Origin of the sequence: Bacteroides cellulolyticus (assembly GCF_025567135.1) — a bacterium.
Classification (GTDB): Bacteria; Bacteroidota; Bacteroidia; order Bacteroidales; family Bacteroidaceae; genus Phocaeicola; species Phocaeicola cellulolyticus.
On the sequence record NZ_JAOQJJ010000008.1, the window covers coordinates 27442 to 51984 of the forward strand.

Here is a 24543-nt window from a genome sequence, read left to right on the forward strand (position 1 = left end):
TTAAATATCAAATCATTTATATTGTCACAGGCCAAACGCTTCGTTTTGTAATTTCACTTGAAAGATCAACTCCTTTAGGTGAACTACCAATAGAAATACGACCATTTACATAAAGAGAGATGTTGTTCTTATAATCTAACTTTAATCTTACATTTAACTTATCTTTACCATCAAAATCAGCCATATCATACTCTTCCATTTCTGATATAAATTCAAGATCCCTATTATTATAGGCAAATTCAGTGTCTTCTGGTGAAAGATATGTTTGTATTAATTTAATGTTTCCAGCAGATGCAGTACCGACGACTTCAACATTATTACTTTCAAAATCATTAAGATTTGTATTATCAGATATAAATGGCAAATCCGAACTTTTTAATAATTCTGTGTATTTATAAGTACCACCTAATTTTTGATATACTAAACCATAAGACGCATAAAGCCGACGAGACCGGATTTGAACTGGAGATTCTGCGGAACTAAATAATGACGCTCTTGCCATTGCACCTTCAACAACTACAGTCTTTTCTTTATCTCCATTACTCTTGAATTTTACAATTCTAGCATCAGGGCATCCGATTTTATTTAACGTGTTTTTGAGTGCTTTCTGTAAGGTTTCTAAACGACAACTACGGCCAGACATCAGCACAGTATTAATAACTAAGTTACTATCATTAATATAAGAAAGTAATTGTGTTATAATACCATATGTTACTTGGTCCAAGAATTCAACAAAACGATTGTCCCCTAAAATTATAGAGCTATTAAACTTGCTCGGTCCACAAGATAACTCTACATCTGGTTTCAAATTAGGTTTTATAATATCTTTAACCGTTTGTTTTAAGTCTAAGCGTTCATTAAGAGTTTGGACGTCAGGTACAGACGTAGTTGATACAGTCTTTGGACCTCTAATTGCGCCAGGAACTTTTTCATTAATAATTTCACTTATTATATAATCAAGATAGTTACCAGCTTTTCCTGTTCCGATCTTTCCAAGAATATTTACTTCTATTTTACCATTCTCATTCTTACGCTTACTGAATAGTGTTATATCTAGCGTTCCTGCTCCCATATCATATACTAATACAGTCTCATCCTCTGATATATTTCTTCCTTTATTAAAAGAATCCCAGTTCTGAAGATAATATGCAGAAACGGCATCAGATTCACTCACAAATTTCAGGTATCCATCCCTTACCTTGGGGAAAGTTTCGTGAGCTATCTTCTCCAGAACTTTCAAGTGTGCTGGTGTATATGTATTTGGATATGTAAGCACTAGTTTATTAATAGTTTTCTCTTTGGTTTCAGGAAATATAAAATACTTAAATAGTGCTGAATATGCTTCATTAAAAATTGATGAAATTTTTAATATACATGATTCCTCTTTCTTAGACATTGCATCTTTAGCCTCAATAGTTTCAACTTTGCCATTTAAATCTTTTCTAGCATACCTAAAAGTGAGGAAGTCTGGTTTTGATGGTAAATATTCATTACCAACAAGGATTTTAAGACAAGGTAACTGAGTTCTTACATCATTTTTAATTAAACTAGATGTTGGTGATAAACAGACAGATAAATTAAGGTAAGGAGTATTTTCATCTTTGTTTTGCTGGCTACATAGTGTACTTTGAGCGGTGTCTCGAACTGTATGAAGTACTATATCAGAAGACAAGAATGGAGTTTTTCCTTCAATAGTGTCTAATCTGAATTTTCCATCTTCTGCTATTCTAAAAATACTATCTTTTTGTCTCTTTAAATCAAGTATTTCATTATCATATCTACAAACAATAGCAGAGGAACCATAATCCACACATAACCATTCAGGATTTGGTTCTAAATGTAATTGCCAAATGATGGGAATACTCTTTCGTTTCTTATATTCTTCATTAAGATCTCCTAATCCATTTTTGTCCTCCCAATAATCGAAGGCTAATGTAGATTGTATTTTAAAATCGTAATTTTTTGAATTAACAATATCTACAATGCTAGATGGATTGAATGATACATGGATAGTTGAATTGGAACTAGGACCATTCGGAATAAACAAACCATCAGGACTGTTCATCTCTTCTACGCCAGAGCCATCAATTGAGATAAAGCGATTAAGAATCGAGTTGTTTTCACCTATGACTTTAATTTCACCTACAAGTTCTTCTGTCAGTGTAAGATTCTTGATATATAAGCCTGAATTTTTATTAGAATTGTCAGTAGCAATATTTTGTAGAATAACATCTACCTGTCCCATTAGTCTACTTCTAGGAACAAAATTCATAGGAATCGCTGGATATGAACGTTCGTTATCGCATAGTACAGGTTCTTTTTCAGGAAGTTGAATGGAAACCCGTAGTTCTGTTCCTTGTTGATCTTTGAGTAGTTTAAAATGCGTTTGCTTTAAAATCGTTTCTTTTACTTCTGGACTATAGGATGCAGATAAAACTATAAGAGATTCGATTGTAAAATCATCTTCTTCGCAAATTGGATTAGGTATGGTTGTAAAATCTATAAATATAGGTAGTTTTACAACATTTCTTTTCCCGGCTTTAATTGAAACAGTGGAAGTATTGCTATTATTATTTAAGAAAATTATGCCAGGAAGTTCTGTTGTACCTTTATAGAGTTTTAGGGAGATATCAGCTACTTGACTTGGAGTGAATTGAAATTCCTCATTGAGCCATGCAGCAAATGTTCCAATCCTTTCATTTCCTAATGAAGCAGAATACTGAATTTCCTCCTCATTAATATCAATTGCAAAATTAGGTTTTACTCCTAACGGATCAAAGATTATTTCTATAGATTCTTTTGAGGAATCTATCAAATTATCTTTTAAATCTGTTAAATTAACAGTAAAGAGTATTGTATATGAACGAGGATTGTCATCTTGTTGTCTTACGCAATCCTTAATTTCTCCTTGATGAAAAAGAAGTTGGAATGGCATTGTCATATCTGTCATCTGGATATTTACAGGAAACTGAGATTGAGAATAAAGAGTGTCTCCTGATAATATCGAGAAAAGATTACTTTTATTACATACTATTTCTTCTGGCACAATAATATCTGACACGGATATTTTTAAATCACGTGTAACACGATTGTGTTTACGAAAAAGTTTAGGCAAAAATCCTTTTTTGGGACTTGTCACTTGTACACGCCACTGCAGATCTACATTAATTTTATCTGTAGTAGGAGGATTATTTAAGTTTATTTTGACTTGCATTATTCTGTTTTATTAATTGTTATTTTATCATTAGATGGTTTATAAGTATTAATTCTAACAAAACATCTATAAAAAATATATCCTATTACGATTATGAATGCTAATATTATTATCAAATCCCAAATTAATATTGCAGAAAAGATATCATTGGGGAACCACCACCAAAAAGAATCGGATAAGGGTAAAACACCTAAGATTTTTGTTTCATTTTGAATCTTTATAAGTTGATTAACTGTCATGCCATCACGATAACGAGGATTAGTTGGAGATATAATTACCCCATTGTAATGACCATCGTTAAGGGATACGGTTAATGATAAACGAATAGAATCACCAACGGAAATTTTTTCAGAAGGTAAAAAAACGTCTAATTTACCAGAATCTGTTGAACCGAGCAGTGCACCTTTAGTGTCTGATATTTCTATATTAATTATTTTATATTTCTGTGAATATGAATGTGAATCAAATTTTAACGAGAAACCTCCTTTAACTCTCTGAATAGGTAGAGGAGATGGTATGTTTGTTATAGCATGTATAGACGGTCGTTCAACTGACACAACTTCATAAGGTACTATTTTATACACCCCATCAGGAGAAATGGGTAATTTGTCAAACTTTGCATTACCTTTATTAAGCTTAATCTGAATAAACTTAAATTCCTCATTAAATAATTGTAGTGTATTAAATACATGGTTAGAAATTTTTTCAAATTGTGACCAATTTGAACCATAGCATGATGATGCGTTTCTCCATTCTTGTCTATAATTATCATCTGTTCCATTTACGACCTCATCTGTAATAACATACAAAAAGGTTCGATTTGCTAACTCGCAAGATGAATCATCCCTTTTTGTTTCAATTACAGCAAATGGTTTGGCTAAAGATTGCATTGATCCAAAAGGCGAATTATAATATTCTAATGTTGGTTCACCTGTTGGCCAATCTGGGAATAATTCTAGAAGTGTTTTCCCTTTGGGTTGATACCACGCTATAGGGCCGTCCTTGCTATTATATAATCTAGCATATCTTTCAATGTTAGGATTCCCATATTCCATTGTATAACCTACAATAGATATATAGTCAGATTCTGTTTGAAAATCATTATCTAGAAGTGTATTATTTATTATCTTTAATATTTCATTTGATTCATAAAATGTACGTCTACTTTCTATTGAACGATCGAATGCAATAATATAATGATTTGGAATTTCAGTGGCATGTGTAAGTGATGATGTTAATAAAAGATATAATAGTAACAAGCTACTAACATTTTTATATGCCATAAACTTTGCAGTGAATTTATCTCTTTTCTTATACATAAAGTATTGCAATTATAATTGACGCATTAAGAAGCTTTGCCTATTTTGACAAACGCATAACCAATGCTATCTATTTGAAATTCAAATAATATTTTCTTTTAGATTCACAAATCAGAACTACGAAGACTTTTAAAAGTTCAGATGTTATTTTTTATTTGAGTACTATAAACATCAAGTTCTATTAAATTAATGAATAACTTAAGCAGGATTTTGATATTTGCACACAAGCATATCCCAATCCATCAATTAGAACTCCACAAATAGAATGTTTGTCATCTGTCTCGCTTACTACCCCTTCAAGCCCTTTCAGAGGACCATCTATTATAGAAATGGGATCGCCTACATTAAAATCACTTACAATTGTAACTTCTGTTTCTGCTTTTTCAAGCATAAACTTTAATCTGTCTATTTGATAGTCTGGGATAGGTGTCGCGAATTTTCGCTTGTCTTCATCACTGCCAGGTAAGGCTAAGAGCTTGAAGATATACGATTGACTGCGCAACCATTCTTCTTCATTTACTGTTGCACGAACAAACACTACCATTGGCATAATGAGCCTGTTTACTTTTTTCTTCCTATCACTCCATTGATGTATTTCTTGTTGTGTGGGAATATAAGTTTCGTAACCAGCCTTAATCAATTGGGTAGCTGTTTTCTTCTCACAATTCATTTGAACAAGAACGGCAATCCAACGTTTTTGGTGCGCTTCGCGGTCGTTTGTCCCATTGGCAAACGATTTTTCTCTCTTATGGTATACATCTTGGACACCCATATTCTTGTTATTTTTATCCATCTCCTTGTAGGAGATTGTACTTTCTATTATATAATTGATAATTATGATATTATGTATGTATTCGTATGGATTTTGTCACACAAACAGGGATATTAGAAAGTTTTTTCTGTCTAAGTATGAAAAAAATCTTCAAAAAAGATTTAGTTTGATGCAAAATAACTAATTTTGCGTATATATACCTATCTCCTACAAGGAGATACATATTTTACCTAAACAATTTGACACATCAACAAAAAGGAGTCCATTAAACGACTCCCTTGTACAATCTTGAATTACAGCAACTTCAATATTTTACGATTGGCTTTGTCTATTACCTGTGTTTCTAAAGAAGCGAGGTAGATTTGGGTGGTACTCTCCGAATCGTGTCCCATCCCTTCACTGATAACAGCAATCGGGATACCTTCACTCCGTGCAATGCTTGCCCAAGAATGGCGGGCACAATACATTGTAAGCGGCATAGGAAGTTTCAAATCCATTCCGATACTCTTGAGGTTGCGGTTAATCAATGACTGAACATTCTGATATTGTTTTCGCAAATCAATCTCAGGGTTCTTTATAATGGGTAAGAGATAAGGAGAGTGGGAACAAGAAGAGTATTTGTTGACTATTTCCTGCATGCAACGTTCCCATTGTATGTTCAGTAACTGCCCTGTCTTTTTCCGGCGATAAGTCAATACATTGCCCTTTAAATCCTTTTCCTGCAAATACGCAATATCCACGAATGACATTCCTCGGGTATAAAAGCTGAACAGGAACATGTCACGGGCAAACTCTTTGGATGCCGAATAACTTAAATCCAAACTTTTCAGCCTTTTGATATGTTTTAGTGAAATGGCTCTTTTAACCGTTTTCTCGGAAGACGTAAAAACACGCCTAAACAAATTTTTATTTTCAATAAATCCGTCATCAATCGCTTTATTGTAAACTGCTCTCAGGCGTTTCATATAAAAAGATATTGTATTAGGAGAAAGAGCCTTGGATTTCAGATGATATTCATATGAAAGCAGCAAATCGGAATCCATATCTTCAAAATACAGGTCAACTCCATTTCTGAACTCGGAAAAACTGTTAAGGGTAGATGAATATGTTTCACTCGTCCGGTATTGTCCCTGTCTCCAGAATCTGCCAATCATATTCCGCATATAGTTGAATAACGTAATTTCCGAAGCTTGATTCTGAAACTCCTGTACTATATCATCTGTAGTGAATGTTTTATTAGAAGATAACAGTCTGTTAAAAATTTGCTGAAATCTTCTTTTGTCCCATTCTATTTTCTGTATGACAGTTGACAAGTAATTATATCTTGGCATATCCGCCTGGCTAAATTCCAGATTACCGCTATATATATTCCATTCAGTAGTTTTTATTTTATAATCTGTTACAAATTGTCGAGGTACTCTCTTATATATTATTTGGTAGTATAAGCTACCTTCCTTTCCATCAACGGTTGACGGTCTAAACTTTACCTTTACTGATATCATACTTATAAATTTTACTTTGACAAGAAAAAAGCCTTCTCTTAGTTTCAAAGGAAGGCTTATAAATAATTTAATCACAGTATATAAAGGAGTTCAAACTCCACTTTCCTTCTCCGTTCAATGCTCGGCACTACCTTGCCTTTGTAACACCGAAAAGAAATGTACTCCTTATAGATATTTCTGTCACCTGCCTCCAGTTTCCTGACAAGAGTACTCTTGGGTATTTTCTTGTTGCCTAAAAGCCTGTACGGACCGACATTATAGGCAAGCGTGGCCAGCAACAAAGAATCCTTTCCGAATTGCCTGAACATGGCGCAGAACCTGCGCAAATCCTTCCTGAGAAGTTCATCAGCCTGTTGCCTTGTCATGGTATGGGCAGAATACTTTTCCCCGGGTTGCAGGCAATGACCCCAACCTACATAGGGGTAATGCCAGGAAGAATGCCAGCCCTCAAACCGCTTGATACACTCTACGGCAAGGCTGAACCTGTCCTGTTTCTCCTTTACCGGATTCTCCGCCCGCAACGGTATGCTCCCGAAGCAGGCTATGGCGAAAAACGCCGCAAACAACTTTGCTCTTATTCCCATAGGCAGGTCAGGTTCATTGTGATACGATAACGACAGGCAGTTCCTTGCCGCCGGAAGTAACCACGGTATCCTCGTCCTCCGTCTCATTGTTGAAATCGAAGGTCAGCTGGAAAAGCTGTGCCGGCTCGCTGTTGTCCTCAAAATAGATGTCAATGCTCTGCTGGTCCTCACACTCTGAGGTGTAATAAAGGCGGAACACCTCCCTGTCCAGAGGATAACGGTCGTTGGGCAGCAGCACCATCCCGTCGTCCATGCGCAGCTTGCCTTTGCCGTCCGGCTGGAAATAACGGATGGTATATCGGGCATCAGAGAACCGTCCTTCCCGTTTCAGTTCACAACGGATTTCCACGGTTTCACCCTTCACAATACGTGTGGGAACCGGCATCGTCTCCACCGTAAAGGGATAGGACTGCTGCACGTCAAGGTCATCGCTGCATGAGGTCAGTATACCGAAGGTCAGGCCCATCAGGGCGCATACAAGGGCATACAGCCCTTTTCTGTTCATATTAGGTTTCATATTCATTTCTTGTTTTAACGGTTTATAAAAAAATTACTGTTCAGGTGGAAAATTGCTTTCCAGGTATTCGTTCAGGTCCTTGCATCCGGCATACAGGTCGGAACAGTCGTCAATCCTGTCACCGTAGCGTTTCCGAAGGACGGCCAGCGTCCTTTTTCCGGCATCGTCATTGTCCAGGTAGCACCGGATCTTCCCGTAATTGTCCAGATAAGGGAACGACCGTTCAAGAAGGGCCACCGAATTGAGGACCAGATAATCCTCACCGCGGCTGATGCCGAGTACCTTCCATGAAAGAAAGTCGATGAAGCCCTCAAACAGGTTGCAGGTAAGCGAGCCATTGCGGATAACCGAAATATCCTTGGGCGGCAGACACCATTTCATGAATCTGGTCCGAAGCTCATAGCCTCCGCCCATATTCCTGAAACCGACGGCGAAATACCGCTTGCCGTACAGACGGAACCGTACTTCCTCGCACTCCGTACGGGCGATTTCGGCGGGAATGCCGCGTCCCTTCAGATAGCCGAGCAGGACATTACAGTGCAAGGGACCGCAAACCACCTCCTCAAAGCGGGAAGGCTCCTTGCGCCTTTCTGTCCTGACACTTTCCTTTTCTCTTTTCTGTCCGGCATATTCAGGTATTGTTCCTCCATATACTCCGGCGATGAACCTCGCCTGCGCCATGAAGCCGTCACTTCCTGAAAGTTCCCCCGCAAGGGTGAAGATGTCGCCTCCATGCCCGGTACCGAAGTCATGCCATACACCCTTACGGGTATTCACATGGAACGAAGGTGTCCTTTCCTCACGGCACGGGGAGAGATACCAGCATTCGTCGCCGTGCCTTCTGACGGGCTCATATCCCAAACGGGACAGGAATTCCTCAATGGGAATGCCTCTGATCATCTCTATATCCATAGGCATCTAATTGATGATGAAACGGACTCCAAGCCCGAACTGTGTCGTGAACTTTCCCAGAGAACTGCCCCATAGCACACGTTCGCGCACATGGGCAAGCAGCACGATACGGTCAGTCACATAGCTTTCCAGCTCCAGCGTCAGGGCTCCGCCATAGACAAAGGCATCCCGATGGGAAAGCATGGAACCGTCATACAGAACTTTTTCACCCCAGTTCAACGTCTCATATCCCACCAAGGCAGAACCGCCTACAGAAAGGAAGAATATCTTTGCCGGGTCGGACAGGAACTTCAAATAATAGCCACCCTCCGCAGTAAACTGGGCCCGTGGAACGGAAGTCCCGCGATAGCCGTAGTTCTTCAGCAGGTATTCCACGCCAGCCACCCAATGGTTGGACCTTTTCGTATATCCCGACACGGCAAAGCCCGTGTACCAGTCAACCGGTGATTTCAGGTTTCCGGCAAAGCCTCCCCTGAGTTCCACGCCCTTCATTCCCGGAAGGTAACGCTGGGCGTATGCCTGCCCCGATGACAGGGCAAGCGATACGCATACTGCAAAAAGAAACAGATACTTCTTCATGGTCATTTCACTTTAAGTTCATTGATAACCCTCGCTCTCACGATGTCCTCACTCTCCACGGTGAATGTCTGGTGACGGCCTCCGCTCTTCTCGTGCATCTCCACCACCAGCATCTTGTCGGCGGGAATGGTGAACTTGTCAAAGACAAAGACGGTACGCTCGTCCTTCTTTCCGGCGACAGCCGTGGCATAGTTGTAGGCACGCAGCGGAAATATCACCTGCTTCTGGATGGCCGTGCGCTTGAGTACCTTCTTGTCCACGATCTTGAACGTCACGAAATCCACCTCATAAGGTACGTTCGACGTGTTCTTCACCTGGGTGTGGAAATAGAGCAGTCCGTTGTGGGTATAGAGTCCGCGCAGCAGGTACTGGATGCCGAACGCCTTGCTTCCGATATGCTTGATGTGGCGTCTGTTATCCTTGTGGATAGCCTTGGCAATAAGATGTACCAGCTTGGGCGACTCGCTGCCGAGTTCCTTCAGGTAGATGTCAAGGGCATTGTTCGGGCGGTTCACCTCACTGCCGTCATGGATGAAATCGGCCATCTCGATGTTGAGCAGCAGGGGCTCGTCGGCATACTTGACATTGAAGGTGTAGAAACTTCCGCTTTCGGTAATCACCGACATGTTGGTCTCCTCACGGAAGTTCTTTCTGGTAGCCTTTACTCTGATTACATTCTCTGAACCGTCTGCCTTGCCCGCAATCAGATTCGGAGAACCGAGATCCACGTAACGGACAGCCGAGGGAAAGATGATATGGGTCGTCTTGTCATACGTCACTTCCAGACCGTAAGGCGGAATCATCCGGTCAAAGGTGAGCTTTCTGGACAGCCCGTGATAGAGGTCGCCATCCTCCTGCTGCGGATAGATATCCGCCTTCAGGGTCAAATCATTTACGGCCGTGGTATCAGCCGACTGTGCATGTGCACTTGCAACGCCGCTTGCGAGGGCAAGCATCAAAAGAATCTTTTTCATGTCTTTACTGTTTTAATGGGTTATTGATTGTTGTTCTGATAAAGCATCAGTCTGTAGCCTGATTTGAGGTGTAGCTGGCTGTTGGATTTTCGTCTCTGTTTCCTTACTATAACATCCTCCTTATATAAGCCGGATGTTTGGCTTAGACCAGCTGCCTTCAGACGTTTCATGTCTTCATCTACTTTCTTGTCGGTGACTTTAGCATAAAGCTGCGTAGTTTCAATTCGCATGTGCCCCATCATTTTACCGACCGTTTCAATTGGAATGCCCATTGAAAGAGTTATATGAGTTCCGAAATTGTGTCGCGCCTTATGAAATGTGAGTTCAAAACCATACACCTCACCTAACTTACGGGTAAGCATAATGAAATACTCACGTATGTATAAATTGAAAACCTTGTCATCATGACGCTGTTCCCGATACTTTTCAATTATCTTCAACGGAATATCCAGCAACCGTACAGAAGACAATGTTCCTGTTTTCTGGCGATGGATATGAATCCACCATGAACCGTCCTCTGACTGTGTAATATCATTAACAGTCAGTCTTTTCAAATCTGCATAGGCAAGTCCGGTAAAGGTGGAGAAGATGAACATGTCTCGGACAAACTGAAGCTGTGGTTTCTCGACAGGTGTTGTAAGCAGTGTCTTCAGGTCTTCCAGTTTGAGATGACGGCTTTTCCGTTTGGGCAATTCAGGATGAAGGCGGCAGTACGGATCACGGCGAATTGTTCCCTGGCTGACAGCCCGCATGGTCATCTTCTTAAGTCTGTAAAGATGCTCATGTACGGTCTTCGGGCTCAAGTTCCTGTCCGTCCTGAGAAACAGTTCAAAATCATCATAAAAAACACGGTCAAGGTTTCGTAACAAAACATCCTCTACGCCGCGTTTTTCCTGCACAAAAGCCGAAAGGTGCTTATATGAGCGCAAGTAGGAATCATAACTTTCCTTTATCCGGTCCACCCCGATACGCTTCTTGAACTCCTCGTTATGCTCTCTGAAAAGAGCCAACAGAGTTAGCGGTTTCTGACCGACTCCCATCACGGCATTCTTTACCTGCTCTGCCGTAATAAATCCCAGACTGTTCTTAATCCGCCTGTAATGCTCCTTGATTTCTTTTGTCAGATCATCAATGGCCCGGTTGACGGTAATAGCATTCTCACTGCGGCCGTCAGCCCGTCCCTTTTCCGGATTCCAGACGGCAGGATTGACAGACACTTTCGTTCCTATCTGTTCCCATTTGGCATCTATGCTTATCTTGCACAGCAGCTGACATGTTCCGTCTTTACGGATTTTGGTACGGTTTATATAAAACAGTATCGCAAATGTACTGCGACGTTTGATTTCCATATTATCAGTATTTCTTTTCATAATCCTATTTTTTGCCATTATCAAATAACTACAGAAAACCTCTCGGCAATTTTTTTATCCAATGCTTTTGTGTCTGTATCTATCTTATTGTCTGTAACCTTTGCATAAAGCTGTGTAGTACCAATTCTGCTATGCCCCAACATCTTGCTGACAGTTTCAAGTGGTACACCATGAGAAAGGGTGATTTCGGTCGCATAGGTATGACGGGCAGTGTGGAAGACCAGCTTGCGTTCTATACCACAAAGTACGGCTATCTGTTTCAAATAATGGTTCAACGAACTGTTGGAATACATAGGAAGAAGTTTTCCCTCAGGAGCCACATCCCGGTACTTTTTAATGATATGAAGCGGCAATTCCATAAGCGGTATTTCAAAATCTACACCTGTTTTCTTGCGTGAACTCCTGATCCACCAAGTGCCATCTTCAGCAAGGGAAAGATTCTCATTTGTCAGCATACACATATCGCTATAAGGAATACCAGTATAGCAGGAAAACAAAAACAAATCCCGTACATGATAAAGGGTACGACTATGCAAAGGGGTGGTCATGATTCTGTTCAATTCCTCTGTTGTAAGATATTTTTGTTCCGGTTGCGGATGTATAGGTTCATAACCCACAAAAGGAAACACTGTAATGATACCGTCCGCAATCGCTTCACCGACAATTGTCTTCAGTCTTACAGTAAGATTTACAATCGTTCCTGGAGCCAAATGACATTCCGTACGCAAATGCAAATCGAATTTTTCAATGAAAGAACGGTCTAATGCTGCAAAAGGAATGTCTGACAACTTGTATTGTGACTGTAAGAAACGAACCAGATGATCATAAGAATTACGATAACCGTTCAAGCTGCTTTCTGTCCGGTTAATCCCAACACGTTTCTCGAAATTTTTCATGAAAAGCCTGAAATAGCTTAACAAGGTCTCCTGTTCCGAAGCCATTCCCAAAAGCTGATGTTTTACTTCTTCAGCAGTAACAACTTCACGGATTGCGGATTGTTCCGCATAGATACTGAAAGCGGCTGCACGTATTTCATCCAGCTTGTTATTTATGTCTCTGGCCGCAGCGCTTTTCCCACAGGCACGTCCAGATAACCACAAAGACTGTGGCACACGAAGCTTGACACTGAATGCTGTTTCAGAGTACTTGCCGACAATAAGCCGTGCCATTACGGGACAATTTCCCTTGGCATCCACCTCGCTCTTTTTAAGGTAGAACGAAACCTTTACATCTGTCTGATTCATAATCTGTTCCATTGTTTGCAAAATTAACGGAGACAGAGTTAATCATCGGCATGTAAAATATCGTCAGACATAGACAAAGCTATCACCATTGACTTCCGAAACCTATATTTTTCATATCTCAAAAAAATAAGTACCTTCGCTAAGCTAAAATGATGAAACTGCGTTCTTTATGGTCGGAGCAGAAAGGATTTTCAAACAACTCCAGACAACTGGAATGGGCAACGGATAGGTAGCAATTTTTTTGCTTAACTATTCAAAAAACAGCTTCAAAGCACACATTTACAAATGTAGAATAATATTGCCTATCTCCCTGAAAACCCAATAGTTTACATTATTCTTCCTAAATCCATCCGTATTTGAGCGAGTTTTCGTATATTTGCGTACTTATTAATCACAATTTAATTTTTATGTTTAACGACTTATTACAATCGTCTTATTTCTCTGTATTCCTGATTGTTGCCCTAGGCTTTATGCTTGGACGCATCAAGATAAAGGGATTATCTCTGGATGTATCAGCCGTGATCTTTATTGCCCTAGCTTTCGGCCATTGGGGAGTTTCAATTCCAAAGGAACTTGGAAACTTCGGGTTAGTGTTGTTTATCTTTACAATCGGTATTCAGGCCGGTCCCGGATTCTTTGATTCTTTCCGCACCAAGGGCAAGACTCTAATTCTTATTACAGTGCTTATCATTGCGTCGGCATGTCTTACGGCCATAGGGCTGAAATATGCTTTCGGAATAGATACGCCAAGTGTTGTGGGACTTGTGGCAGGAGCTCTTACCAGTACACCAGGTCTTGCAGTGGCTATTGACAGTACTCAGTCACCATTGGCTTCAATTGCATACGGTATAGCATATCCGTTTGGAGTTATTGGTGTGATTCTTTTTGTGAAACTTTTGCCAAAGCTTCTTCGTGTAGATTTGGATGAGGAAGCAAAGCGCCTTGAAAAAGAACGTCGCGGACAGTTCCCTGAACTTAAAACATGTATATTTCATGTGACAAACGAAGCTATATGCGGGCATACTCTGGCACAGCTTAATATCCGTGCCATTACAGGTGCCGTAGTTTCTCGTCTGAAGATTGGCGATGAGATAGTGATTCCTACAGCATCTGTTGTTGTAAACAAAGGTGACATAGTCCAGGCTGTAGGTAGCGAGGAATCTTTGAGTAATCTTGGAATAATGCTTGGCGAACGTGAGGAAGGTGAGTTGCCATTGATAAATACTCAGGTGATAGAATCTTTGTTGCTGACAAAGAAGGATATGATAAACAAGCAGCTGGGCGACCTCAATCTTCAGAAAAACTTTGGATGTACTGTTACACGTATCCGACGAAGCGGTATCGACCTTTCACCTTCGCCTGAACTGGCGTTGAAATTTGGTGACAAACTGATGGTGGTAGGCGAGCAGGATGGTGTCCAGGCTGTAGGTCGTCTGTTGGGTAATGACGAGAAACGTTTGTCGGACACAGATTTCTTCCCTATAGCTATGGGTATTGTTCTTGGTGTATTGTTCGGTAAACTCAATATCTCGTTCGGAAGCGGAATGTCGTTCTCTCCGGGACTTACAGGAGGGGTGTTGATGATGGCTCTTTTCCTTAGTGCAATAGGAAAGACGGGGCCTATTCTTTGGTCTATGTCCGGTCCGGCAAACCAGCTTTTGCGCCAGTTGGGATTGTTGTTGTTCCTTGCTGAGGTTGGTACATCGGCAGGAAAGAATCTTGTTTCTACATTCCAGGAGAGTGGATTCCTGCTTTTCGGTGTAGGTGCTTTGATTACTATTGTTCCTATGCTGGTAGCGGCGATAGTAGGCCGTCTGGTCTTCAAGATTAGTATGCTTGATCTGCTTGGAACCATCACCGGTGGTATGACCAGTACGCCTGGTCTTGCTGCAGCCGATTCTATGACGGATAGTAATATTCCTGGAGTAGCATATGCAACGGTTTACCCTATAGCGATGGTGTTTCTGATATTATTCATACAGTTTATTGCACTTGTAGTGGTATAATAAAAACATTAATCCCCGGCAGTCTGTTTTCGTCAAACTGTCGGGGATTAATGTATCTGTACCTCATGACTTGAAGTCTGTACCGGCCGGGCGCTGGAATATACGCAGGTTGAATTCCTGAACCATAGCCATTACATGTTCGAAAATTTCCGATTGCAGAGCTTCGTAAGGAATCCAGTCAGGTGTATCGGAGAAGCAGTATATCTCCAGAGGCATACCTTCGGATGCCGGTTGCATCTGGCGTACCATTATCATCAGGTCTTTGTTCACTTTAGGATGATTGTTCAGATAGTTCAGAATATAATTCCTGAAGATTGCAAGATTTACGGTTTTTTCATTTATGTCAGTCTTCTTGTCCACCAATCCTTTATCTATGAAACTTTGAATCTCGTCAGGCGTACAGAAATGTACGGTGTTCATATCTATGTTAACGGAACGTTTTATTCTTCTTCCTCCTGTTTCGCGCATTCCCCTCCAGTTCTGGAATGAATCGCTCACCAGTGCGTAGGGTGGTATGGTGGTTATTGTCTTGTCGAAGTTTTGCACCTTGACAGTAGTAAGCGAAACTTCTATCACGTATCCGTCGGCTCCATATTTGGTCATTGTAATCCAGTCACCCGGACGCAGCATGTCGTTTGCTGAGAGTTGCACGCCAGCCACAAGTCCCAGGATACTGTCTTTGAATATCAACATAAGTACAGCGGCCGATGCACCAAGTCCGGCAAGTATGCTAGTTGGGTCCTGATCCATGAGGATACTTATCAGTATTATTATACCAATGGTGATGGTGATTAGTTTTATCATCTGGTATATACCTTTCAGAGGACGGTTTCTCAGTTTCTCGTGCTCGCTGGATATATTGTAAAGAGAGTTCAGGAATGTTCCAATAAGAAGGATACTTACTATATCCAGATATATAAGACATACCTTAAGCGAGAAATTGAGTAATTGAGGCGATTTGCCGAAAGCAAATGGAAGAAGCACATAAAGAATTATAGGCGGGATCATTCGGCTGAATGCCTTCATCATTTCGGTGTTGAACAGATAGTCGTCCCATTTAGCTTTTGTGCGTGCTGTAATTTTTTGTATCAATGGTATTATAATATGTCTGAACAGTTTTGTGCAGGCATAAGTTATAATGATTATTGCGGCAAATATTGTTAGCTGTGTCCCCCAATTAATGTCATTTTTTTCTACTCCGATATTTTGAAGCAGCAATGCAATTTCTTTGTTTATATCGTTATTCATTTTGTCTGATATTAAAAAACTAATGCAATATAAATGATTTTTTCCGAGTTGTGCAAATTTGACTTTTCATTAAATATGTGTTGTCTGTTCAATGTTGAAAATTTCATTACATATTTATGAATTTTGGAAGTAAATATCTGTTAAAAAAAACGTGCGCACGTTTAAGGGAAAATGTGCGCACGTTTAGATTCGAATGGACGCACGCTTTAAGTGGAACGTGCGCACGCTTGAAAAATAAGCTTTTTGTTTGGTGAAAAATGTATTATGGTGTTTTTAAACATATAGTATTCTTTTGGTTGTGAAGAATAAAATTCATTCCTTTGCATCAGAACAGTTCAGCACAGTTAATGCTTTGCATATGAAAGATAAAGTAAGCTTCGGACAACAGTCCACAAAGGTTAAGCAACTGTCTGATATCATAGAACAGGATATCATGATGGGAAAATACAAGACAGATACCAGTCTGCCTTCCATAAATTATCTTAGCAAGGCTTACAATGTGTCGCGCGATACTGTTTTTAAGGCGTTTTCTGATTTGCGCGAGAGGAAACTTATCGATTCTACTCCCGGTAAGGGATATTATGTGACCAATCGCCAGGAGAAAATATTTCTTCTTCTTGATGAGTATTCACCTTTTAAAAATACGCTGTATAATAGTTTCGTAAGAAAACTTTCTACGTCATATAAGGTGGATTTGTGGTTTCATCAATATAATGAACACATATTCAATACTATATTGCATGAAGCTATAGGTCGTTACAATTATTATGTGGTGATGAATTTTGACAATGAGAAATTCTCGCCTTTGTTCAATAAGATAAACCCTTCACGTCTGTTGCTTCTTGACTTCGGAAAATTCGAGAAGGAGAATTATTCCTATATATGCCAGAATTTTGATGATGAGTTCTATAATGCTCTTACCAAACTTACTGACAGGCTGAAGAAATACCGTAAGATAGTATTCCAGTTTCCGGCTGATTCAAAACATCCTAGAGTCTCGGCTGACAGCTTCAGACAGTACTGTCATGATAATGACATGGTTTCTGAAATATCCGAACAGGAGGACATCACAGATGTGGAGAATGGCGTGGCTTATATAGTTATTCGTCAGACAGATGTTGTGAATATAATAAAGAGAAGTAGGGAAAAAGGGATGAAGTGCGGACGCGACTTTGGTATTATTGCATATAATGATACGCCCGCATACGAAGTTATAGATGACGGAATCACTGCTTTGAGTGTAAACTGGGATGAGATGGGAAAGCAGGCTGCAAAATTCATACTTACGGGTGAGGCAGTCCGGACTTATCTCCATACTGAGGTGCATTTACGTAATTCGGTATGATTTCAGTTTTATTCATTTACAGTAGTTCCTTTATTAATACAGATAAATCAGCATAGTTCAGCATAGTTGTGACATGCCGGAATATGTAAGTAAAAATATTAAATACAAACTTTATAAACTATCGAAACAATGAAAAATTATCCGAAAATCGGGATTCGTCCCACAATCGACGGACGTCAGGGTGGTGTCCGCGAAAGCCTTGAAGAAAAGACTATGAATCTTGCCAAAGCAGTGGCAGAACTTATTTCTTCTAATCTGAAAAATCGAGACGGAAGTCCTGTTGAATGTGTAATTGCTGATTCTACTATAGGACGTGTGGCTGAAAGTGCAGCTTGCGCAGAAAAATTCGAACGTGAAGGTGTAGGTGCCACTATCACCGTGACTTCTTGCTGGTGTTATGGAGCTGAAACAATGGATATGAATCCTTATTATCCAAAGGCTGTTTGGGGATTTAACGGAACTGAAAGACCGGGAGCCGTTTATCTGGCTGCTGTACTTGCTGGTCATGCACAGAAAGGTTTGCCTGCATTCGGTATCTATGGTCACGATGTACAGGATATTGAAGATAATACAATCCCTGCTGATGTAGCGGAAAAGATACTTCGTTTTGCTCGTGCGGCACAGGCTGTGGCTACAATGCGCGGCAAGTCATATCTTTCTATGGGTAGTGTGTCAATGGGTATTGCAGGTTCTATCGTAAATCCGGATTTCTTCCAGGAATACCTTGGAATGCGTAATGAGTCTGTTGACTTGACTGAAATTATCCGTCGTATGACTGAAGGCATATATGATAAGGAAGAATTTGCCAAGGCTATGGCATGGACAGAGAAATATTGCAAGAAGAACGAAGGCAATGATTTCAATGTAGATGTAAAGAAAAAGACTCGTGAAGAAAAGGATGCCGATTGGGAATTTATTGTCAAGATGACTATCATCATGCGCGATCTTATGACAGGTAATCCTAAACTGAAGGAAATGGGATTCAAGGAAGAAGCCCTAGGACATAATGCAATAGCTGCAGGTTTCCAGGGACAGCGTCAGTGGACTGACTTCTATCCAAACGGTGACTATTCAGAAGCATTGCTTAATACATCATTCGACTGGAACGGTATTCGTGAGGCATTTGTTGTGGCAACAGAAAACGATGCATGCAACGGTGTAGCTATGCTATTCGGTCACTTGTTGACAAACCGTGCACAGATCTTCTCTGATGTACGTACATACTGGAGTCCTGAAGCAGTTAAGCGTGTGACAGGAAAAGAACTTACAGGTTTGGCAAAGAACGGTATCATACACCTTATCAATTCAGGTGCAACTACTCTTGACGGAACTGGCCAGCAGACAGATGCTGAAGGAAATCCTACAATGAAACCGGCTTGGGAAATTACAGATGCTGAAGTTGAAAAATGTCTTGAAGCTACTACATGGTATCCTGCAAATAGAGATTATTTCCGTGGCGGCGGTTTCTCTTCAAACTTCCTTTCAAAAGGTGGTATGCCTGTCACTATGAGCCGTCTTAACTTGGTGAAAGGCCTTGGTCCTGTGCTTCAGATAGCCGAAGGTTGGACTGTGGAAATTGATCCTGAAATACATAAACTTCTTGACGAACGTACTGACCGCACATGGCCTACTACATGGTTTGTGCCACGCTTGTGCGACAAACCTGCGTTCAAGGATGTATATTCTGTAATGAATAACTGGGGAGCAAACCATGGAGCCATCAGCTATGGTCATATCGGTCAGGATCTGATTACCTTGGCTTCTATTCTCCGTATTCCTGTATGTATGCACAATGTTGACGATGATAAGATTTTCCGTCCTGCTGCATGGAATGCATTCGGAATGGATAAGGAAGGTGCAGATTATAGAGCTTGCCAGAATTATGGTCCTATTTACAAGTAATTGATGATTTGTTGTTGGTGATTATAAGATTATAGTTAATTTTGAGGATTATGAACAGACGGTGAATATTGCACTGTCTGTTCGTAACTTCATAAAATCAGATTATTATGATAAACCGATTTGTATTGAATGAAGTATCTTACTTCGGTCCCGGAGCCAGAGAAGTTCTCCCAAAAGAAATATCACGTCTTGGCTTGAAAAAGGCTTTTGTAGCTACAGACAAGGATTTGATAAAGTTTGGTGTTGCCGATAAAGTATTGTCAGTTTTGCGCAACGCCAATATTCCATACGAAGTTTTCAGTGAGATCAAGCCTAACCCGACAGTCTCAAACGTTAAGGCAGGTCTTGCAGCATATTCAGCTTCAGGAGCTGATTTCATTATTGCCATAGGTGGCGGTTCGTCAATGGATACAGCCAAGGCTATTGGTATCATAACCAACAATCCTGAGTTCTCAGATGTAGTATCTCTAGAAGGAGTTGCCGATACAAAGAAGAAGTCAGTGCCTATCATAGCTCTTCCAACTACAGCCGGAACAGCTGCAGAGGTTACTATCAATTATGTTATCACCGATGAGGAAAACCACAAGAAGATGGTTTGTGTCGATCCTAATGATATCCCTGCCATTGCCATAGTCGATGCCGAACTTATGTACACTCTTCCGAAGAGTCTGACAGCTGCAACAGGTTTGGACGCATTGACTCATGCCATCGAAGGTCTTATCACTAAAGGTGCCTGGGAGATGAGTGACATGTTTGAAATCAAGGCAATCGAGATGATAGCACGCTATCTTGAAACAGCAGTAAATGAACCAAACAACGCCGAAGCCCGTAACGGTATGGCAGTAGCCCAGTACATAGCCGGTATGGCCTTCTCTAACGTAGGTTTGGGAGTAGTGCATGGTATGGCTCATCCATTGGGGGCAATCTTCGATATTCCTCACGGTGTTGCCAATGCATTGCTTTTGCCAACAATCATGGAATTCAATGCTCCAGCAGCGCTTGACAAGTATGTTGACATAGCTAAGGCAATGAATGTCTATTCAGCAGGAATGACAAAAGAGGAGGCTGCGGACGCTGCTGTTAAGGCTGTTAAGGAACTGTCTGTACGTGTAGGAATACCTCAGCATTTGTCAGAGTTGGGAATCAAGGCAGAAGACCTTCCTCGTCTTGCCAAGGCTGCTTATGCAGATGTATGTACACCGGGAAATCCTCGTGAAGTGACAGAAGAAATTATTTTGGGTTTATATAAGAAAGTATTATGATAACTAACGAACAAATAGAAAAATTCATTTCGGAAGCTCACCGTGTAGGTGATGCGGGTTTGACAATATGTAGTAGTGGGAACATCTCCTGGAGAATAGGTGATGAAGTCCTTCTTTCAGGTACAGGATCATGGGTGCCGTCGTTGCCAAAAGAAAAGGTTGCAATATGCAAACTTGAAACAGGCGAAGTGCTTAATGGGGTGAAACCATCAATGGAAAACGGTTTTCATCTTGGAGTATTAAGAGAAAGACCTGATGTAAATGTGGTTCTTCATTTTCAGTCGCCATACGCAACAGCAGTTGCATGTATGAAAGAGTTGCCTGAAGATTATAATGTTACAGCAGAAGTACCATGTCATGTAGGCTCTGATATTCCGGTAGTTCCATATTACAGACCGGGGTCAAAAGAGTTGGCAGAAGGAGTGATATCAGCATTGAAAGACCATAACTCTGTTCTTCTGAAAAAACACGGTCAGGTGGTTTGTGGAAAAGATTTTGACGAGGCTTTTGAAAGAGCGATGTTCTTCGAAATGGCTTGCCGAATCATAATCCTTACAGGTGGAAAGTATGAGACACTGACAAATGCCGAGATAGACGACTTGGAAACATACGTTTTAGGTAAGAAGACAAAATGAGAGAAGTAAGACTAGCAATAGACTTCGGAGGAGGTAGCGGGCGAGTGATTGCCGGCTACGTCTCCGATGGTAAAACTTGTCTGGATACGATATATCGTTTTCAGAACAGGCAGGTAAGGATGGGTGGCCATATATATTGGGATTTCCTTTCTCTTTTTGAAGATATGAAGAGAGGAATACGTATGGCTGTTGAAAAAGGATATAGAATAAAAAGTATCGGCATAGATACATGGGGTGTTGATTTCGGACTTATAGATAAGAATGGAAATCTCATAGGTAATCCGGTCTGTTACCGTGACAGTCGTACGGACGGTATGCCTGAAAAGGTTTTTAAGATTATTGATCCAAGCGAACACTACTCTGTCAGTGGCACACAGGTGATGGCAATAAACACGCTGTTTCAGCTTTATGCGATGAAAGAAGAAAACAGTCCGTTGCTTTCTGTGGCAGATAAGTTGTTGTTCATGCCTGATTTGTTCAGTTATTTCCTTACCGGTGTTGCAAATAATGAATATAGCATAGCATCTACTTCGGAGCTAATGGATATCAAGGCGCGTAAGTGGAATTATGAACTTATACGCCAATTGGGATTGCCTGAACATATCTTCTGCGAAATCGTAATGCCTGGGCAGGAAAGAGGAGTGCTGAAACCTGAGATAAAGGAAGAACTTGGGCTGGATTATGATGTAAAGGTTATAGCGGTGGCATCGCATGACACGGCGAGTGCGGTATATGCTGTTCCTGCTGATGAAAACGAAAAAGTGACAGCATTTTTAAGTTCGGGAACATGGTCTTTGCTTGGCGTAGTGACAGACGAGCCGATTCTTTCTGAAGAAGCCAGAGTTAACGGATTTACAAACGAAGGTGGTGTGGATGGTAAAATATGTTTCCTCCAGAATATCACCGGACTGTGGATTCTTCAGAAACTTATGTCCGAATGGGCTGAAGAAGGTAAATGTACTGAATACGATATTCTGATTCCTGAAGCAGAGAAAGCGGATATATCATCAATGGTAGATGTTGACAATAATGTCTTTACCAGTCCACTGAATATGGCAGAAGCAATAATCTCTTACTGTAAGGAAAGCGGACAGCATGTTCCGCAGACACAGGGAGAATTTGTGAAATGTGTATTGTTGTCATTGGCAGACAGATACAGAAAAGGAATAGAGGGATTGAACAAATTATTGCCCCGTTCTGTTGAAAAATTACATATAATTGGTGGAGGTTCGCAAAACAAATATCTTAACCGACTGACGGCTTTGGCTACAGGACTTGATGTAGATGCCGGTCCGGTTGAGGCTACTGCCATAGGAAATATTTTAGTACAAAATTTAGATAAATAATATATTAAGGTAATACATATGGAAAATACTGGATATGCGGCAAAGAATCATGGCTGTAATGTGAAGAGATACTGTAGAACAATGGATTTGAGAAATAATCCGGAGTTGATAGCCGAATACAAATTGCGTCACAGCAAAGAAAAAATATGGCCTGAGATACTTGAAGGCATACGCAGCGTTGGCATATTGGAAATGGAAATTTATATTCTGGGAACAAGGCTTTTTATGATTGTGGAAACTCCATTGGATTTTGATTGGGATTCGGCAATGGAAAAACTGGCAGTATTGCCAAGACAGCAGGAGTGGGAAGATTATATGTCTATATTCCAGTGCTCTGAACCGGGAAGTACATCATCCGAGAAGTGGCAGCCTATGGAAAGGATGTTTTACCTGTATTGATTTTTTTATACCTTTCTATTAATTCATTAACCTAAACTTTAAAATTATTCATGAAACAATCTATTATTAGCAAAGACGGCGTAAGCTATTTGTTCCCATTTGTATTGATTACGTTGTGCTTTGCATTGTGGGGATTTGCAAACGATATTACCAATCCGATGGTAAAGGCTTTTTCAAAAATATTCAGAATGAGTGTTACCGACGGAGCTTTGGTGCAAGTGGCTTTTTATGGCGGATATTTTGCTATGGCTTTTCCGGCAGCCATGTTTATAAGGAAATATACTTATAAGGCCGGAGTACTGTTGGGACTGGGCTTATATGCTCTCGGTGCATTGGCTTTTTTTCCGGCAAAACTGACAGGTGACTATCATCCGTTTCTATTGGCATATTTTGTAATGACGTGCGGATTGTCTTTTCTGGAAACAAGTTGTAATCCTTATATACTTTCAATGGGTCCGGAAGAAACAGCTACGCGTCGTCTTAATTTGGCTCAGGCATTCAATCCGATAGGTTCTCTGATGGGAATGTATGTTGCGATGAACTTTATCCAGAATAAGTTGCATCCAATGGATACAGTAGAAAGGGCACAGTTGAGTCAGGCAGAATTTGAAGCAGTCAGAGACTCGGATTTGTCTGTTCTTATTGCTCCTTATCTGGTGATTGGTCTGGTCATAATAGCTATGCTTATAGTTATAAGGATGTCGAAGATGCCGAGAAATGCAGATCAGTCACATTCTATCGATTTTATTCCTACATTGAAGCGTATTTTCTCAAGACGAAGATATAAGTATGGTGTCATAGCACAGTTCTTTTATGTAGGTGCTCAGATAATGTGCTGGACATTCATTATCCAGTACGGTACACGTCTGTTTATGGCACAGGGAATGGAAGAACAAGCGGCTGAGGTACTCTCTCAGAAATATAATATAGTGGCAATGATTATATTTTGTGTAAGTCGTTTCGTCTGTACATTTATGCTCCGTTTTGTAAAGCCAGGAATGTTGCTTATGGTTTTGTCCGTAGCGGCAATTGTACTTACTGCAGGAGTTATCTGTCTGGAGAATATTTTGGGAATGTATTGTCTTGTCGGAGTTTCAGCTTGTATGTCTCTGATGTTCCCTACTATATATGGTATAGCATTGAAGGGTATGGGAGATGACGCCAAATTCGGTGCTGCCGGGCTGATTATGGCTATTCTTGGAGGATCTGTATTGCCACCGCTTCAGGCATCCATTATAGACTGCAAGACTTTGTTTGGAATGCCAGCCGTGAATGTTTCGTTTATACTTCCGTTGATTTGTTTTGTTGTAATAGTGGCTTACGGATATAAAATGAGAAAAGAAGCATAAATCTTTTATAAAAAATAAAATTTCCCTGTCAATATTTTCATGAGATATCGGCAGGGAAATTTTG

At 40.5% G+C, this 24543-nt stretch carries 20 protein-coding genes; 8 read left to right on the forward strand and 12 right to left on the reverse strand.

The annotated features are described in order from the left end of the window. Positions 1-16: 16 nt before the first annotated feature. From OCV82_RS09130 to OCV82_RS09180, 11 genes are all read right to left on the reverse strand, one after another. Positions 17-3214 carry an acetate and sugar kinases/Hsc70/actin family protein gene (locus OCV82_RS09130; protein ID WP_154044143.1) on the reverse strand — a complete coding sequence of 1066 codons (3198 nt, stop codon included), beginning with the start codon at positions 3212-3214 and terminating at the stop codon, positions 17-19. Continuing rightward, positions 3214-4533 (reverse strand): hypothetical protein, encoded by a 1320-nt coding sequence (locus OCV82_RS09135; RefSeq protein WP_154044144.1) that lies wholly within the window; start codon positions 4531-4533, stop codon positions 3214-3216. Before OCV82_RS09135 ends, OCV82_RS09130 begins: the two co-directional genes overlap by 1 nt. Before the next feature lie 181 nt (positions 4534-4714). Beyond that, a complete protein-coding gene (locus OCV82_RS09140; RefSeq protein ID WP_262543359.1) occupies positions 4715-5326 on the reverse strand; it encodes a UpxY family transcription antiterminator in 612 nt (203 codons plus the stop codon). A gap of 272 nt (positions 5327-5598) precedes the next feature. Further along, entirely contained in the window at positions 5599-6807 is a 1209-nt protein-coding gene (locus OCV82_RS09145; RefSeq protein WP_154044145.1) for a tyrosine-type recombinase/integrase, read from the reverse strand. Positions 6808-6878: 71 nt separating this feature from the next. Beyond that, positions 6879-7391, reverse strand: a complete 513-nt coding sequence (locus tag OCV82_RS09150) for a glycoside hydrolase family protein (protein ID WP_154044196.1) — start codon at positions 7389-7391, stop codon at positions 6879-6881. 13 nt (positions 7392-7404) lie between these two features. Beyond that, positions 7405-7908: a DUF3872 domain-containing protein gene (locus tag OCV82_RS09155; protein ID WP_032944587.1), complete on the reverse strand. Its 504-nt coding sequence runs from the start codon at positions 7906-7908 to the stop codon at positions 7405-7407. Positions 7909-7941: 33 nt separating this feature from the next. Then, positions 7942-8820, reverse strand: a complete 879-nt coding sequence (locus OCV82_RS09160; protein WP_154044146.1) for a toprim domain-containing protein — start codon at positions 8818-8820, stop codon at positions 7942-7944. A gap of 6 nt (positions 8821-8826) precedes the next feature. Continuing rightward, complete coding sequence (locus tag OCV82_RS09165; RefSeq protein WP_154044147.1) at positions 8827-9399, reverse strand: conjugal transfer protein TraO; 573 nt, start codon at positions 9397-9399, stop codon at positions 8827-8829. Positions 9400-9401: 2 nt separating this feature from the next. Next, complete coding sequence (traN, locus tag OCV82_RS09170) at positions 9402-10373, reverse strand: conjugative transposon protein TraN (RefSeq protein WP_154044148.1); 972 nt, start codon at positions 10371-10373, stop codon at positions 9402-9404. Positions 10374-10393: 20 nt separating this feature from the next. Continuing rightward, entirely contained in the window at positions 10394-11743 is a 1350-nt protein-coding gene (locus OCV82_RS09175; RefSeq protein ID WP_154044149.1) for a site-specific integrase, read from the reverse strand. 20 nt (positions 11744-11763) lie between these two features. Beyond that, positions 11764-12987 carry a site-specific integrase gene (locus OCV82_RS09180; protein ID WP_154044197.1) on the reverse strand — a complete coding sequence of 408 codons (1224 nt, stop codon included), beginning with the start codon at positions 12985-12987 and terminating at the stop codon, positions 11764-11766. A gap of 407 nt (positions 12988-13394) precedes the next feature. Between OCV82_RS09180 and OCV82_RS09185 the strand changes: the two genes are divergently transcribed. Continuing rightward, on the forward strand, positions 13395-14993 hold the full coding sequence (locus OCV82_RS09185; RefSeq protein ID WP_154044150.1) for an aspartate:alanine exchanger family transporter: 1599 nt from the start codon (positions 13395-13397) through the stop codon (positions 14991-14993). Between the two features lie 63 nt (positions 14994-15056). On the opposite strand, the gene OCV82_RS09190 is transcribed toward OCV82_RS09185, so the two are convergent. Continuing rightward, entirely contained in the window at positions 15057-16241 is a 1185-nt protein-coding gene (locus OCV82_RS09190; RefSeq protein WP_154044151.1) for a mechanosensitive ion channel family protein, read from the reverse strand. A gap of 358 nt (positions 16242-16599) precedes the next feature. Between OCV82_RS09190 and OCV82_RS09195 the strand changes: the two genes are divergently transcribed. The 7 genes from OCV82_RS09195 to fucP all read left to right on the forward strand — a co-directional run bounded on the left by OCV82_RS09195 (position 16600) and on the right by fucP (position 24479). Further along, a complete protein-coding gene (locus tag OCV82_RS09195; protein ID WP_154044152.1) occupies positions 16600-17586 on the forward strand; it encodes a GntR family transcriptional regulator in 987 nt (328 codons plus the stop codon). A gap of 129 nt (positions 17587-17715) precedes the next feature. Then, entirely contained in the window at positions 17716-19488 is a 1773-nt protein-coding gene (gene fucI, locus OCV82_RS09200) for an L-fucose isomerase (RefSeq protein WP_154044153.1), read from the forward strand. A 107-nt stretch (positions 19489-19595) separates the two neighbouring features. Beyond that, entirely contained in the window at positions 19596-20750 is a 1155-nt protein-coding gene (fucO, locus tag OCV82_RS09205) for a lactaldehyde reductase (protein WP_154044154.1), read from the forward strand. Continuing rightward, positions 20747-21385, forward strand: coding sequence for a class II aldolase/adducin family protein (locus OCV82_RS09210; RefSeq protein ID WP_154044155.1), 639 nt, complete (start codon positions 20747-20749; stop codon positions 21383-21385). The genes fucO and OCV82_RS09210 overlap by 4 nt, the downstream gene beginning before the upstream one ends. Beyond that, positions 21382-22731, forward strand: a complete 1350-nt coding sequence (locus OCV82_RS09215) for a rhamnulokinase (RefSeq protein WP_154044156.1) — start codon at positions 21382-21384, stop codon at positions 22729-22731. The genes OCV82_RS09210 and OCV82_RS09215 overlap by 4 nt, the downstream gene beginning before the upstream one ends. 12 nt (positions 22732-22743) lie before the next feature. Further along, positions 22744-23130 (forward strand): L-rhamnose mutarotase, encoded by a 387-nt coding sequence (locus tag OCV82_RS09220; RefSeq protein ID WP_375338127.1) that lies wholly within the window; start codon positions 22744-22746, stop codon positions 23128-23130. A gap of 50 nt (positions 23131-23180) precedes the next feature. Continuing rightward, positions 23181-24479, forward strand: coding sequence for an L-fucose:H+ symporter permease (fucP, locus tag OCV82_RS09225; protein ID WP_154044158.1), 1299 nt, complete (start codon positions 23181-23183; stop codon positions 24477-24479). Positions 24480-24543 lie beyond the last annotated feature (64 nt).

Excerpts from the sequence above, each read along its gene's own strand:
- OCV82_RS09180 (WP_154044197.1), bottom strand. The coding sequence starts at position 12,987 with ATGAATCAGACAGATGTAAAGGTTTCGTTCTACCTTAAAAAGAGCGAG.
- OCV82_RS09210 (WP_154044155.1), top strand. The coding sequence starts at position 20,747 with ATGATAACTAACGAACAAATAGAAAAATTCATTTCGGAAGCTCACCGT.
- OCV82_RS09155 (WP_032944587.1), bottom strand. The coding sequence starts at position 7,908 with ATGAAACCTAATATGAACAGAAAAGGGCTGTATGCCCTTGTATGCGCC.
- OCV82_RS09145 (WP_154044145.1), bottom strand. The coding sequence starts at position 6,807 with ATGATATCAGTAAAGGTAAAGTTTAGACCGTCAACCGTTGATGGAAAG.
- OCV82_RS09195 (WP_154044152.1), top strand. The coding sequence starts at position 16,600 with ATGAAAGATAAAGTAAGCTTCGGACAACAGTCCACAAAGGTTAAGCAA.
- OCV82_RS09135 (WP_154044144.1), bottom strand. The coding sequence starts at position 4,533 with ATGTATAAGAAAAGAGATAAATTCACTGCAAAGTTTATGGCATATAAA.
- OCV82_RS09140 (WP_262543359.1), bottom strand. The coding sequence starts at position 5,326 with ATGGATAAAAATAACAAGAATATGGGTGTCCAAGATGTATACCATAAG.
- OCV82_RS09215 (WP_154044156.1), top strand. The coding sequence starts at position 21,382 with ATGAGAGAAGTAAGACTAGCAATAGACTTCGGAGGAGGTAGCGGGCGA.
- OCV82_RS09130 (WP_154044143.1), bottom strand. The coding sequence starts at position 3,214 with ATGCAAGTCAAAATAAACTTAAATAATCCTCCTACTACAGATAAAATT.
- OCV82_RS09175 (WP_154044149.1), bottom strand. The coding sequence starts at position 11,743 with ATGAAAAGAAATACTGATAATATGGAAATCAAACGTCGCAGTACATTT.
- fucP (WP_154044158.1), top strand. The coding sequence starts at position 23,181 with ATGAAACAATCTATTATTAGCAAAGACGGCGTAAGCTATTTGTTCCCA.
- OCV82_RS09165 (WP_154044147.1), bottom strand. The coding sequence starts at position 9,399 with ATGAAGAAGTATCTGTTTCTTTTTGCAGTATGCGTATCGCTTGCCCTG.
- OCV82_RS09160 (WP_154044146.1), bottom strand. The coding sequence starts at position 8,820 with ATGGATATAGAGATGATCAGAGGCATTCCCATTGAGGAATTCCTGTCC.
- OCV82_RS09185 (WP_154044150.1), top strand. The coding sequence starts at position 13,395 with ATGTTTAACGACTTATTACAATCGTCTTATTTCTCTGTATTCCTGATT.
- OCV82_RS09190 (WP_154044151.1), bottom strand. The coding sequence starts at position 16,241 with ATGAATAACGATATAAACAAAGAAATTGCATTGCTGCTTCAAAATATC.
- traN (WP_154044148.1), bottom strand. The coding sequence starts at position 10,373 with ATGAAAAAGATTCTTTTGATGCTTGCCCTCGCAAGCGGCGTTGCAAGT.
- fucI (WP_154044153.1), top strand. The coding sequence starts at position 17,716 with ATGAAAAATTATCCGAAAATCGGGATTCGTCCCACAATCGACGGACGT.
- OCV82_RS09150 (WP_154044196.1), bottom strand. The coding sequence starts at position 7,391 with ATGGGAATAAGAGCAAAGTTGTTTGCGGCGTTTTTCGCCATAGCCTGC.
- fucO (WP_154044154.1), top strand. The coding sequence starts at position 19,596 with ATGATAAACCGATTTGTATTGAATGAAGTATCTTACTTCGGTCCCGGA.